This is a genomic window from Sediminicoccus rosea (assembly GCF_033547095.1).
Taxonomy (GTDB): Bacteria; Pseudomonadota; Alphaproteobacteria; order Acetobacterales; family Acetobacteraceae; genus Roseococcus; species Roseococcus rosea.
This window is the reverse complement of sequence record NZ_CP137852.1, coordinates 1005253-1018077: the sequence shown is the minus strand read 5'-3', so window position 1 is coordinate 1018077 and position 12825 is coordinate 1005253. Positions and strand designations below refer to the sequence as shown.

The following is a 12825-nucleotide window of genomic DNA, read 5'->3' as shown; positions in this document are numbered from 1 at the left end:
TGATACGGGAGCCCTAGCCCCACTTCGCCCGCCACCAGCGCCGCGCGGCGGCGATACCGCGCCCCAGCGGGCCGCGCGCGCGCCGCAGCCAGGCGCGGCCCCGCGCGATCCACCCGCGCAACGCCGCCCGCGCGGCCATCCAGCCCGGCAGTGCCTCCAGCGCGCGGTGGCCCAGCTCCACCAGGCCCATCACCACGCCATAGGCGCGCGCAAACCACGCCACCTGCATCATCTTCGGCTTCGCGATCGCGAAGACCCGCGTGGAAAACGCCGCCCCCACCACCTTCGCGCCGATGATCACCACCGCCGCCCAGATGAAATGCCCCTCGCGCAGCAGCCACAATTCGCCCAGCTTCAGCAGCGGAATGGCGGGGATGAAGGGCACCACGAAGACGACGATCACTGCCCCCGGGCTCATCCGCGCCACCAGCCGCTCCAGCCAGGCGAAGACCGGCAGCCGCGCCAGTTGCGCGCCGAGTGCCGTGAGCCAGGCCCAGAGCGTCACCTCCAGCACGGCCAGCGGCAGTGCGATCAGCAACGCCAGCGGCCGCAACCAGCGGCGCGCGCGCATCGCTATTTCCGCCGCAGGAAGACGAAATGCGCGTGGTCCTGCCAGGTGTGGCGGTCCAGCAGGCGCATCTCGAGCAGATCCAGCGCGCGCTCGAAGGCGGATTTGGTGAAGAACCACCAATAGGGCCAGGGGCTCGGCCCGCCCTCGGTCACATAGGGCATGGTGGCGCCATCGCCCGCCGGCGCATGGGTGTCGAGGTCGAGGCCGAAGCGGTCCAGGTAGTAGCGCCGCATCACCGCCCGTTCCCGCCCGCGCAGCGCGGGCAGGAACAGCGCGGAAGAGGCCGGGAAGGCCACGCGCCCCTCGGCATTCTCCACCACGTCGGGCACGGTGACGGTGCCCGCGATCAGATATTCCCCCACCACGCGCCGCAGGTTCAGCAGGGTATGGACCGGGTTCGGCGCGTGATAGAGCAGCAGCGGCGCGCTTACGATGTCATAGCGGTTGAGCTTGGCCGCGAAGCTCGGCGAATCCACATCCACCTCCGGCCGGAAATCGATGTCGCGCACGCCATGCGCGCGGACCTGGTCGCGGAAATATCCCCACAGCTCATGGTCCAGCGGCAGCATGTCCGCCATCGCCACATCGGTCGCGCCGCAGCGCTGCGCCCAGCTCGCCCGCTCATTTCCACTGCGCTCGCGGATGCCGCCGAGGTCCAGGAAGGTCCGGCCCGGCGCCACGGCGGCGATCCAGTGGTCGAGCCGGTCCTGCGGCTTCGCGCGGCCGACGCCGAAGGGCGGAGGCGCCAGGTGGGACGGAGGCATCAGGCCATCGCACCCCGCGCCGCCACCGGCCAGAGGCATTCCACGCGGCCCTTCCGCACGCCGACATACCAGTCGTAGCGGTCCACCGTCGGGTCGCAATGGCCGGGGATCAGGCGCAGCTTCTCGCCCAGACGCGGGCGCAAGGCCGGGTCCTCCACCGTCAATTTCCCGTGCTCGTCCGAGGCGCCGACATAGCTGACACCCGGCCGCCCGGCGATGAGCGGATAGCCGCTATCCGTCGGCACCGCCTTGTGGCCCGCATCCACCACCGCGATGTGCGGGGTGGCGGCGCTCATCACCGTCGCCAGCACGAAGAGCGCATGCCGGAAGGGCGGCGCCTCGATGTTGCGGGCGTAGTCGGCGTCCATGAAGGCGTAGGAGCCGGCCTGGATCTCGGTATAGACGCCGCTCGCCACCTCATGCTGGAAGCTGCCGCTGCCCGCACCGCCCACCACGGGGCAGGCCAGGCCGCGCTGGCGCAGCTGCTCCACCGTGCGGCGCGAAGCCTCGACCGCGCCGGCGATGGCCGCGGCGCGGCGCTCCGGCTCGCGGATATGCTGGGCGCTGCCGTGATAGGCCTGGATGCCGCCGAAGCTCAGATGCTTCGAGGCGGCGATCACCTCGGCCAGCGCCACCGCCGGCGGGCCGGCCTGCACGCCGCAGCGCGCGCCGCCCACGTCGATCTCGACCAGAACGGGAATCCGCACGCCCGCCGCCGCCGCCGCCTCCTCGATCGCGGCCACCTGCGCCGGGTCATCCACGCAGACCGAGACCTGCGCGATGCGGGCCAGCGCCACCAGACGGTTCAGCTTTCGCGCGCCCACCACCTGGTTCGTCACCATGATGTCGGGGATGCCGCCCCAGGCGAGCACTTCCGCCTCGCCCACCTTCTGCACGCATTGCCCGATCGCGCCGCGCGCCATCTGCAGCCTGGCCACCACCGGCGACTTGTGCGTCTTCGCATGCGCCCGCAGCTTCGCCCCCGTGGGCGCCAGGAAGGCCGCCATGGTGTCGAGGTTGTGCTCGAAGGCGTCGAGGTCGATCAGCAGCGCGGGCGTGTCCACCTCGTCTTCGCGCATGCCGGGTTCGGCGGGTGGGGCTTGCAGCATGGGTGCTTTCCTTCAGGCAGCCGCCGGGGCGGCTTTGCCCTATGATGCGGCCATGCACGGCAATGATCCAGACGTCCTCATCATCGGCGCGGGCTGCGCCGGCATCGCCGCCGCGCGGGCGCTGCTGCGCCAGGGCCGGAGCTGCGTGGTGCTGGAGGCGGGCGGCCGCGTGGGCGGCCGGGCCCACACCACCACCGCGCTGGGCGCCCCCCTCGACCTCGGCGCCACCTGGCTGCACCAGGCGGATGACAATCCGTTGACCGCCTTCGTGGGCGACCACCTCGACCACGACACGGTGCGCGAGCGCCACCTGCATCTGGGCGCGCGCTTCGCGACCCGCGCCGAATTCGCCGAATACTGGCGCGCCCATCGCGCCTTCGAGGCGGCGCTGCAGGCCGCCCCACTCGCGCCCGACCGCAGCGTGATGGAGGCCGCGCCGCAGGGCGGCCCCTGGGATGCCACCATCGCGCATTGGCTGGGCTCGCAGATCAACGCGATGGAACTCACCGGCATCTCGCTGGAAGACTATGTGAAGACCGATCTCGACGGCCCGAACCTGCTACCGCGCGAGGGCGTGGGCGGCTTGGTCGCGCGGCTCGCCGAGGGGCTGCCCATCCGGCTGAACCACGCCGTCACGGGGCTCGACTGGTCCGGCCCCGGCGTGGTGGCGCGGGGCGATTGGGGCGAGATGCGCGCGGGCCGGGCCATCGTCACCGTCTCCAACGGCGTGCTGGCCGCGGGTTCGATCACCTTCACGCCCGCGCTGCCGGCGGCCACGCAGGCGGCCATCGCCGGCCTGCCCATGGGGCTGCTCACCAAGATCGCCTTCCGGGCGCGCGGCGCCGACCGCCTGGGCATCGCCCCCTTCCACAGCGCGCGCCGCGCCGTGGCGGCGGGGGCGGAGCCGCCGATGAGCTGGGTCTTCTGGCCCTTCGGGGCGGATCACGTCTTCGGCTTCGTCGGCGGCGCCCGCGCCTGGGCGCTCTCCCGCCAGGGCGCCGCCGCCACGGAGGCCGCGGCGCGGGCCGACCTCGCCGCCCTGTTCGGCCCGCGCGCCGAGGCGGCGCTGGGCGAATGCCTGGTCAGCGACTGGGGCGAGAACCCCCATTTCCGTGGCAGCTACACCCATGCGCGCCCATGGCACCACGCCTCCCGCGCCATGCTCGCGGCGCCGCTGGGCGGGGGGCGGCTGTGCTTCGCGGGCGAGGCCTGCCACGCGCGCTTCGCCGGCACCGTGGCCGGCGCCTGGCTCAGCGGGGAGGCCGCCGCGTCAGCCGCGTGACGCGCCGATGAACTGCGCGTTCGCCTCGCGGATCTTCGCCGCCGCATCGTCATAGAGGAAGGGCAGGAAGGCGAAGCGCTCCCCCTCGGTCACCGGCAGCGCCTGGTGCAGCAGCGAGCAGGAGAAGACCACCGCACCGCCGGTCGGCGCGCGATAGGCGGTGCGGCCGAATTCGGGGAAGACGAGGTCGCCGCCCTCGAATTCCTCGGCGTTGAGGTTGATGGTCACGGCGAAGCGCCGATGCGCCGTGCCCTTGGTCGTGTTGTCGCGATGGGCCGCGAAATGGCCGCCCTCATCGGCGCGGTAGCAGGCGACGAGATAGCGCTCGAGCCGCGTCGCCTGGAACTGGAAGGCCTTCTGGATCTCGGGCGCCAGCCGCCGCGCGAGGCGCCCGCGCAGCGTGGCCCGCAGCCCCTCATCCTCGATCAGGTGGTCGCGCCGCACCTTGAAGCTCGGGTCATGCGTGCCGACGGTCCGGCCATCCACCTCCCGCATGAAGCCCGAGGCCTGGCCGCCCGCCTCGCGATAGCGCGCGATGAGCAGGCGGCAGAGCTCCGGCTCGAAGATGCGGGGCACGATGAGCGCGGGGGCGGGCGCCACCACCCCGGCATGCAGCGCGGGCGGCGGCAGGCGGGCCAGCATCGCCAGCATCGCCGCCGTCTCGCCCAGCTCCCAGCGGGCGAAGAGGCGCTGCGTCGGGTCCAGCAGCAGCCAGCCGGGGCCGCCGAGGGACGCCGTCACCGCGCCTGCCTCATCCCAGATGGCACGATATTGCGGCAGGTGCTGCGGGATGCGCGCCGCCGCCCGGTCCTCGGGATCGGCGCTGATCAGCAGGGCGGCGCGGTGATTGGCGTCCAGCACCGCGGGCGCGCCCGCGGCGAAGACGGCCAGCGCCGCCGCAGCCTCGGGTGCCGCCGCACGTCCCAGCACGCCCAGCACCACCCAGCGCCCGCCCGTCGCCTGCAGGCTGTAGCGCGGATTGGTGTCGGAAGCCGCGATCCAGTTGGGCACCGGATCGCCCGGGAGCAGCGCCGCCATGGCGTCAGCGGCGGGGCAGGAAGCCCATCGCCTGCTTCACCTCGGCGAGGATCGGATTGGCGATGGCCTCGGCCTTCTCGGCGCCGCGCCGCAGCGCCGCGTCAAGCGAGGCGGTGTCTTCCAGCAGGCGCAGCATCTCGGTGCGGATCGGGGCGAGATGCGCCACCAGCGCCTCGGTCAGCACCTCCTTGAAGGCGCCGAAGCCCTGGCCCTCATGCTCGCGCAGCACGTTCTCCGGCATCGTGCCGGTGATGGCGGCGAGGATGCCGACCAGGTTGCGCGCCTCGGGCCGCGCCTCGAGCTGGAGCATGTGGCCGGGGATCGGCTCGGCATCGGTGCGCGCGCGGCGGATCTTCAGCGCGATCGCGTCATTGTCGTCGTTCAGGTTGATGCGCGACTGGTCCGAGGGGTCGGACTTGGACATCTTCTTCGTGCCGTCGCGCAGGCTCATCACGCGGGCGGCCACACCCATGATGTGCGGCTCGATGCGGGGAAACAGCTTCACGCCGTAGTCGTGGTTGAACTTCTCGGCGATGTCGTTGGCGAGTTCGAGGTGCTGGCGCTGGTCATCGCCCACGGGCACGCTGGTCGCCTTGTAGGCCAGGATGTCGGCCGCCATCAGGTTTGGATAGACGTAGAGGCCGGCGCTCGCCGCCTCGCGGTCCTTGCCGGCCTTGTCCTTGAACTGCGTCATCCGGTTCAGCCAGCCGAGACGGGCGATGCAGTTGAAGATCCAGCCGAGCTCGGCATGGGCCGGCACATGGCTCTGCACGAAGAGGATGCATTTCTCGGGGGAGAGGCCGCAGGCCAGGAGCGTGGCCGCCATCTCGCGCGTCTGGGCGAGAAGCTGCGCCGGCTCCTGGAAGACGGTGATGGCGTGCAGGTCCACGATGCAGAACAGGCTCTCATGCTGGTCCTGCATCGGCACCCAGTTGCGGATGGCGCCGAGGTAATTGCCCAGGGTGGGAACGCCGGAAGGCTGGATGCCGGAAAACACGCGCTGCATGAAACGAAACCTGTGTGAATGGGTGCGGCAGGGTTTGCGCGGCTGGGCGCTGTGGTCAAGCCTTCCGGCGCATGAGCCGCCGCAGCTCCCGCAGATCCAGCCCGCCCGAGACCTGCGCGAGGCCGAAATAGGCCGATGCCCCCAGCGCGCAGATCAGGCCGAGCCAAAGCAGGCCCGAAAGCCCCGCCCCTGGCGCCAGGAGCAGGGCCAGCGCCCAGAGCAGCCCCCCCATGCCGAGAGCGGAGCCCATCAGCCGGGGCGCGGTGCGGCGCAGCCGGCGGTCCGCCACCCAATGCCCGCGCCGGTGCAGCACCCAGGCCAGCAGCCCCGCATTGGCCCAGGCGGCCAGCGTGGTGGAGAGCGCGACACCCACATGCTGCAAGGGCCCCATCAGCACCAGGTTCAAGGCGAGGTTCAGCGCCACGCAGCCGAGGCCGATCTTCACCGGCGTCGCCGTGTCGCCGCGGGCGAAGAAGCCGGGGACGAAGACCTTCACCAGCACGAAGGCGGGCAGGCCGAAGGCATAGGCCACCAGCGCGCGCGAGGTCGCCAGCGCCTCGGCCGCGCCGAAGGCCCCGCGCTGGAACAGCGCGGCCAGGATGGGCAGGGCCAGCACGGCGAGCGCCACGGCCGCCGGCACTGCCAAAGCGAGGGCGATCTCCACCGCGCGGTTCAGGCTGCGATGCGCCGAGAGCGGCTGGCCAGCGTGGATCTGCTTGGCCAGCAGCGGCAGCAGCGCCGTGGCCACCGCCGCCCCGATGACGCCGAGCGGCAGCTGCGCCACCCGGTCCGCGTAATACAGGTAGGAGACGGAGCCCGAGACGAGGAAGGAGGCGATGATCACATCCACGGCCAGGTTGAGCTGCGTCACCCCCGCGCCGATCAGGCCCGGCCCCATCCGGCGCAGCACGGTCCGCACCTCGGGCGCGAGCGAGGGGCGCTGGAGCGGGTTCAGCGCCATCCCCGCCTGCTTGCAGGCCCACCAGACGAAGCCGAGCTGCACCACGCCCGAGAGGGTGACGCCCCAGGCCAGCGCATGCGCGGGCGTCGCGACCACGGGGGTGAGCGCGAAGAGGGCCAGCATCGAGAGCAGGTTGAAGAAGATCGGCGCCGCCGCGGCGGCCGCGAACTTGCCCAGCGCGTTCAGCACGCCGCTGACCAGCGCCGTCAGGCAGATCAGCAGCAGATAGGGGAAGGTGATGCGCGTGAGCTCGACGGCGAGCGCGAATTTCTCCGGCCGCTCGATGAAGCCCGGCGCCAGCACCTGCATGAGCTGCGGCATGAAGACGAGGCCCAGGCCCGTCAGCAGCGCGAGCCAGAGCGTCATCAGCGTCGCCATGCGCTCGGCCAGGGCCTGGGCGGCGGCCGGGCCGCGTTGCGTCAGCAATTGCGCGAAGGCGGGCACGAAGGCGGCATTGAACGCGCCCTCGCCGAAGAGGCGGCGGAACAGGTTGGGCAGCTTGAGGGCGACGAAGAAGGCATCCGCCATCGGCCCGGCGCCCAGCTTCGCCGCGATCAGCATGTCGCGCAGGAAGCCAAGCACGCGGCTGACCATGGTCCAGCCGCCGACGGTGGCGATGGCGCGGAACATCAGCCCGGCCGGGTCAGCTCGGCGCGGCCGCTTCGCGATAGGGCGAAGGCCCGCCCCCCGGCGCATCCGGCGGCGTCAGCGCCTCCAGCAGCGCCGCGCGCAGCGGGCCGAGCTTGCGCTCATTCTCGACCTTCAGGCCGAACACGTCCTTCACGTAGAAGACGTCCACCGCGCGCACGCCATAGGTGGTGATGTGCGCGCTGGCGATCTGCAGCCCCTGCTCCGAGATCGCGGCGGTCACGTCATGCAGCAGGCCCGGGCGGTCGCGCCCGTTCACCTCGATCAGCGTGTGGGTGTTGGAGGCGAAATTGTCCACCACCACGCGCGGCGGCACGGTCACGGCGGCGAGCCGCGCGGGCTCGCGCCGCACCTTGCGGATCTCGGCCGCGAGCTTGAGGCGGCCGGACAGCGCCTGCTCGATCAGCACGGCGAGCCGCGCGAGGCGGTGCGGCGCGTCGAACAGCCCGCCCGCGCTGTCCTGCACCCAGAAGGTGTCGAGCGCCATGCCGTTGGTCAGCGTGTGGATGCGCGCATCCACGATGGACGCGCCCGCCACGGCCAGCGCGCCCGAGATGCGGCTGAACAGCCCCGGATGATCGCTGCAATAGATGGTGACCTCGGTCACGCCGCGATCGGCCAGCACGCGGGTGCGGACGGTGAGCGGCGCCTGCTCCGCCTCCGCCTCGCGGATGATGGCGGCATGGCGCGCATGCGTCTCGGCATCGAAGGAGAGCCAGTAGCCGGGATAGCCCAGGCCCATGAACATCTCGGTCTCGGCCTTGGAGAAGCCGGGCAGCATGGCCGCCGCCGCCTCCTTCGCGCGGGCCACGCGCACGTCGCGCTCGGGCACCGTCATGCCGCCGGCCAGCACCTCGCTGACGCGCCAATAGACCTCGCGCAGCAGCGTGGCCTTCCAGGCATTCCAGACGCGTGGACCGACCGCGCGCATGTCCGCCACCGTCAGCACCAGCAGCAGGCGCAGCCGCTCGGGCGACTGCACCTGGTCGGCGATGTCGAGGATGGTCTTGGGATCCTCGATGTCGCGCTTGAAGGCGGTCTGGCTCACCAGCAGGTGATGCAGCACGAGCCAGGAGACGGTCTCCGTCTCCTCGGCGCTCACGCCCAGGCGCGGGCAGATTTCCTGCGCGAGGCGCGCGCCGATCTCGCTATGGTCGCCGCCGCGCCCCTTGGCGATGTCATGCAGCAGGGTCGCGACGAACAGCGCGCGGCGGGACTGCAACTGCCCCATCAGCTCGGTCGCGACGGGGGCGATCTCGTGCAACTCGCCCTGCTCCACCTGCTTCAGGATGCCGATCGCCTCGATCGTGTGCTCATCCACGGTGAAGACGTGATAGGTGTCGAACTGCATCAGCCCGACGATGCGCGCCCATTCCGGCAGGAAGCGGCCCAGGAACCCCGCCTCGTTCAGCAGGCGCAGCCATTTGGCGGCGTCCTTGCCCATCAGCAGGTCAATGAGGATGGCGCTCGCCTCGGGGTCGCCGCGCAGCCGGTCGGCGCGGCGCGAGTGGCGGATCAGCGCCCGGATCGCCAGCGGATGGATGTCGAGGCAGCGGTCCCGCGCCGCCTTGACGATGCGGAGCATGAGGATGGGCTCGCGCCCGAAATCGCGATCCGGCGGGGCCGCTACCAGCTTGCCATCGGCGAAGGCGAGGCCCAGTTCCGCCAACCCCTCATCGCCGCCACGCCGCGTGGCGGGCGGGCCGAGGGCCGCGCGCTCGATCGCCGGCTCCAGCACGCGGGAGAGGCGAACCACCTCGCGCGCCGTCAGGAAGAGGTGCTTCATCAGCCGCTCGGCGCCGTCCTGGCTGCCGTGCCGCGTATAGCCCATGCGGGCGGCCACCACCGGCTGCAGGTCGAAGGTCAGGCGCTCCTCGGCGCGGCCGGTGACGTAGTGCAGGTGGAAGCGCAGCGTCCAGAGGAAGTCCCAGGCGCGCTTCACGGCCCGCGCCTCGCCCTCGGTCAGCAGGCCGCCGCCGGGGCTGTCGGGCCCCACCAGCTCCGGCATGCGGGAGACGCCGAAGGCGTAGCGCGCGAGCCAGTAGAGCGTCTGCAGGTCGCGCAGGCCGCCGCGGCCTTCCTTCACATGCGGCTCGACCAGGAAGGGGCTCTCACCATAGCGCGCATGGCGCGTGGCGCGCTCGGCCCGCTTGGCGGCGAGGAAGGGGGCAAGGCCGCCCTCCTCCCGCAGCTTGGCGAATTCGACCTGGAATTCGGCGAAGAGACGGTCATCCCCGGCGAGGAAACGCGCATCCACCAGCGCGGTCAGGATGGTGGCGTCGCGCAGGCCCTCGGTGATGCACTCCTTCGGGCTGCGCGTCGCGTGCCCCACCTTCAGCCCCAGATCCCAGAGCAGGTAGAGCATGAACTCGATCATGCGCCGCGTGCGCGGCCCGGGCTCGCGTTCGGTCAGGAAGAGCAGGTCGATGTCGGAATGCGGCGCGAGCACGCCGCGGCCATACCCGCCGGTCGCCAGCAGGGCGTAATCCACGCTGCGCAAGCCCGAGGCGCTGGGCACCATCGCCGCCGCATAATCCTGGATCACCAGCATCATGGCGTCCATGTGGTGGCCGAGGCGCCGAGCGGCGGCCAGCCCATGGATCTCGCGCGCCTCGAAGGCCCGCTGCACCTGGCCCTGCATCCGGCCGAGCTCCCGCCGCAACAGGCCCAGCGCCAGGTCGCGCGCAATGGGCGCGCCGCCGGGAAGCAGCTGGTCCTGCAAGCATGGCTCGGCCGTTTCGGCCATCGCGGTCCTCATGACAGGCACACTACAGAGCTTCCTTGCCCTCCGCGAGTGCCTTCAAGTTGTAAAGCGCCTCCTGCGCCTCGCGCGGGGAGAGCGTGTCAAGGTCGAGCTCCGCCAGGGCCGCCAGCACCGGATGCGATGCGGCCGGATGGGCGGGTGCCACGGGGGCGCGCGCGAAGAGCGGCATCTCCGCCGCCAGCGGGTCCGCCCCGGCCGCCGCCCGCGCTTCCAGCGAGGCGAGCACGGCCGCCGCGCGCTTCAGCACGGGTGCGGGCACGCCGGCCAGCTTCGCCACATGCACGCCCCAGCTCTTCTCGGCCGCGCCCGGCGCCACGGCGTGCTGGAACACCACCTCGCCCCGCCATTCGCGCACCTGCATGGCGGCGAGGCGCAGCTCCGGCAGCCTCTCGGCCAGCGCGGTCAATTCGTGGAAATGCGTGGCAAACAGCGTGCGGCAGCGGATGCGGTCATGCAGCGCCTCCAGCACCGCCGTCGCGATGGCGAGCCCATCCCAGGTCGCCGTCCCACGTCCCACCTCGTCCAGCACGACGAGGCTGCGCGGCCCCGCCTGGTTCAGGATGGCAGCGGTCTCCGTCATCTCCACCATGAAGGTGGAGCGCCCGCCCGCCAGGTCATCCGCCGCACCCACCCGGCTGAACAGCCGGTCCACCAGGCCCACGCGCGCCGCCGCCGCCGGCAGGAACAGCCCCGCCTGCGCCAGGATCACCATCAGCGCGTTCTGCCGCAGCCAGGTGGACTTGCCCGCCATGTTCGGCCCCGTCAGCAGGCAGAGCCGCCGGCCGGGCGAGAGGTCGCAATCATTGGGCACGAAGGCCGGGCCACGCGCGCGGCGCAAGGCCGCCTCCACCACCGGATGCCGCCCGGCCTCGATGGCGAAGTCGGGCCGCTCCGTCAGTTCCGGCCGGCACCAGGCGCCTTCGGTGGCGAGTTCCGCGCTCGCCGCCAGCACGTCGAGCGCCGCCATCTCCCGCGCGGCGGCGGCGATGGCCTCGGCATCCGCCAGGATCATCCGGCGCAGGTGGGCCACGACCAGCCGTTCGCGCCGCGCCGCCTGCTCGCCCGCCTCGGAAAGCCGCCGGTCGAGTGCCGCCAGCGCCGCGCAGGTGAAGCGGTGGGCATTGGCCATGGATTGCCGATGGATCGGCGCGAGGTCGCCCGTCGCCGTCTCGGGTGCCGCGCGCAGCAGCTTCTCGCCGGCGGCCGAGGGCACCTCGGCGAGGTAGCCCAATTGCTGGTGATGGCGGATCTTCAGCGCCGCGATGCCCCAGGCCTGGGCCAGTTCCACCTGCATGGCGGCGATGGCGCCGCGCGCATCGTCGCGCAGGCGGCGCAACGCATCCAGCTCGCCATCATAGCCGGGCGCGGCGACGCCGCCTTCCTCCAGCCGGGCCGGCAGTTCGGCGGCGAGCGCCCGCTCCAGTTCGGCGGCGGTGGCGGGTGCCGCGCCGAGCGGCGCGATCGCGCCCTCCAGCAGCGCGGCCCCCGCCCCCTCCAGCGCGCCCGCGAGCTGGGCGGCGCGGCGCAGCCCGTCGCGGATGGCGCCGAGGTCGCGCGGGAAGAAGCGTTCCAGGCTGATGCGGGCCAGCGCGCGCGCCATGTCGGGCGCGCCCTTGAGGGCGGCGCGCAGCCTGGCCCGGCGCGCCTTGTCCTCGCGCAGGGCCGCCACCGCGTCGTGCCGGGCGCGGATGCCGGGCAGGTCATCCAGCGGCGCGGCCAGGCGCGCCGCCAATTCGCGGGCACCCGGCCCGGTCAGCGTGCGGTCCACCGCAGCGAGCAGCGAGGCGCCGCGCGGCCCCTCCAGAATGTCGAGGCTGCGGCGCGTCGCCGCATCCAGCAGCAGCACGCCGCGCGCCCCCTCCGGCACGGGGGGCGCGAGGCGCGGCAGGCTGCCATTGTTCACCGCCCGCACATATTCGACCGCCATGGCGGCGGCGGCGATCTCGGCTTCGCTGAACTGGCCGAAGCCCTCCAGCGAGCCCGCGCCGAGTGCGGCCGCCAGCCGGCCTTCCGCATCGCGCGGCGGCAGCGCGGGGATGGCGCCCTCGATCCCCATCGCCTCCTCGGCCAGGATCTCGGCCGGGGCGAGGCGGGCGATCAGCGCCGCAGGCTCCGCCCCCTTCTGCGTGTGGAACAGCCCGGTGCTGACATCGAGCCAGGCGGCCCCGCCGGGCACCAGCGCCAGCAGCCAGGCCGGGCGCGCCGCGTCCAGCAGCGCCTCCTCCGTCGCGGTGCCGGGGGTGACGACGCGGATGATCTCGCGGTTCAGGGTGGCGGCCTTGCGGGCCTTGGCCTCCTCCGGCGTCTCGGTCTGCTCGCAGATGGCGACGCGGAAGCCGCGCCGGATCAGCCGCGCCAGATAGGCCTCATGGCTGTGCACGGGCACACCGCACATGGGAATGGGCCTTCCCTGGTGCTCGCCGCGATGGGTGAGGGCGATGCCCAGCGCCTCGCTCGCGGCTTCGGCATCCTCGTGGAAAAGCTCGTAGAAATCGCCCATGCGGAAGAAGACGAGCGCGGCCCCGGCCGTGGCCTTGGCCGCGAACCATTGCGCCATCGCGGGCGTCGCACCATCGGCGGAACGGGGGCTGGACACGCAGCCGAGATAGCCGAGGCGGCCCGGGGAGCGCCAGGGGGCCCGCGAAGAGGCGGCTTTCGCATCCGCCGCGCCGGGGGCTAAAA

9 protein-coding genes are annotated in these 12825 nt (G+C 72.5%); 1 reads left to right on the top strand and 8 read right to left on the bottom strand.

The features are described from left to right. Positions 1 to 13 precede the first annotated feature (13 nt). From R9Z33_RS04790 to R9Z33_RS04780, 3 genes are read right to left on the bottom strand one after another with little or no spacing between them, the layout of a single operon-like run. Positions 14 to 571: a hypothetical protein gene (locus tag R9Z33_RS04790; RefSeq protein ID WP_318650161.1), complete on the bottom strand. Its 558-nt coding sequence runs from the start codon at positions 569 to 571 to the stop codon at positions 14 to 16. Between the two features lie 2 nt (positions 572 to 573). Continuing rightward, on the bottom strand, positions 574 to 1335 hold the full coding sequence (locus tag R9Z33_RS04785) for a hypothetical protein (protein ID WP_318650160.1): 762 nt from the start codon (positions 1333 to 1335) through the stop codon (positions 574 to 576). Beyond that, positions 1335 to 2444, bottom strand: a complete 1110-nt coding sequence (locus R9Z33_RS04780) for a DSD1 family PLP-dependent enzyme (protein ID WP_318650159.1) — start codon at positions 2442 to 2444, stop codon at positions 1335 to 1337. Before R9Z33_RS04780 ends, R9Z33_RS04785 begins: the two co-directional genes overlap by 1 nt. On the opposite strand from R9Z33_RS04780, the gene R9Z33_RS04775 reads away from it, so the two are divergent. Continuing rightward, the gene (locus R9Z33_RS04775; protein ID WP_318650158.1) at positions 2443 to 3726 is read left to right on the top strand and encodes a flavin monoamine oxidase family protein; all 1284 of its coding nucleotides are present in this window, start codon (positions 2443 to 2445) and stop codon (positions 3724 to 3726) included. The two genes, R9Z33_RS04780 and R9Z33_RS04775, sit on opposite strands and share 2 nt — an antisense overlap. On the opposite strand, the gene R9Z33_RS04770 is transcribed toward R9Z33_RS04775, so the two are convergent. Genes R9Z33_RS04770 through mutS form a run of 5 tightly spaced genes read right to left on the bottom strand, consistent with a single transcriptional unit; the run spans position 3715 to position 12700 of the window. Continuing rightward, positions 3715 to 4764, bottom strand: coding sequence for a 2OG-Fe(II) oxygenase family protein (locus tag R9Z33_RS04770; protein ID WP_318650157.1), 1050 nt, complete (start codon positions 4762 to 4764; stop codon positions 3715 to 3717). The two genes, R9Z33_RS04775 and R9Z33_RS04770, sit on opposite strands and share 12 nt — an antisense overlap. Positions 4765 to 4768: 4 nt before the next feature. After that, positions 4769 to 5770: a tryptophan--tRNA ligase gene (trpS, locus tag R9Z33_RS04765; RefSeq protein WP_318650156.1), complete on the bottom strand. Its 1002-nt coding sequence runs from the start codon at positions 5768 to 5770 to the stop codon at positions 4769 to 4771. 55 nt (positions 5771 to 5825) lie between these two features. Continuing rightward, positions 5826 to 7361, bottom strand: coding sequence for a murein biosynthesis integral membrane protein MurJ (murJ, locus tag R9Z33_RS04760; RefSeq protein ID WP_318650155.1), 1536 nt, complete (start codon positions 7359 to 7361; stop codon positions 5826 to 5828). A gap of 13 nt (positions 7362 to 7374) precedes the next feature. After that, complete coding sequence (locus R9Z33_RS04755; protein WP_318650154.1) at positions 7375 to 10125, bottom strand: [protein-PII] uridylyltransferase; 2751 nt, start codon at positions 10123 to 10125, stop codon at positions 7375 to 7377. A gap of 22 nt (positions 10126 to 10147) precedes the next feature. Beyond that, the gene (gene mutS, locus R9Z33_RS04750) at positions 10148 to 12700 is read right to left on the bottom strand and encodes a DNA mismatch repair protein MutS (RefSeq protein ID WP_318651612.1); all 2553 of its coding nucleotides are present in this window, start codon (positions 12698 to 12700) and stop codon (positions 10148 to 10150) included. Between the last annotated feature and the right edge of the window lie 125 nt (positions 12701 to 12825).

Bases quoted from the DNA above. Each gene is read 5' to 3' on its own strand.
- R9Z33_RS04790 (WP_318650161.1), bottom strand. From the start codon at position 571: ATGCGCGCGCGCCGCTGGTTGCGGCCGCTGGCGTTGCTGATCGCACTG.
- R9Z33_RS04785 (WP_318650160.1), bottom strand. From the start codon at position 1,335: ATGCCTCCGTCCCACCTGGCGCCTCCGCCCTTCGGCGTCGGCCGCGCG.
- R9Z33_RS04775 (WP_318650158.1), top strand. From the start codon at position 2,443: ATGGGTGCTTTCCTTCAGGCAGCCGCCGGGGCGGCTTTGCCCTATGAT.
- R9Z33_RS04780 (WP_318650159.1), bottom strand. From the start codon at position 2,444: ATGCTGCAAGCCCCACCCGCCGAACCCGGCATGCGCGAAGACGAGGTG.
- R9Z33_RS04770 (WP_318650157.1), bottom strand. From the start codon at position 4,764: ATGGCGGCGCTGCTCCCGGGCGATCCGGTGCCCAACTGGATCGCGGCT.
- trpS (WP_318650156.1), bottom strand. From the start codon at position 5,770: ATGCAGCGCGTGTTTTCCGGCATCCAGCCTTCCGGCGTTCCCACCCTG.
- murJ (WP_318650155.1), bottom strand. From the start codon at position 7,361: ATGTTCCGCGCCATCGCCACCGTCGGCGGCTGGACCATGGTCAGCCGC.
- R9Z33_RS04755 (WP_318650154.1), bottom strand. From the start codon at position 10,125: ATGGCCGAAACGGCCGAGCCATGCTTGCAGGACCAGCTGCTTCCCGGC.
- mutS (WP_318651612.1), bottom strand. From the start codon at position 12,700: ATGGCGCAATGGTTCGCGGCCAAGGCCACGGCCGGGGCCGCGCTCGTC.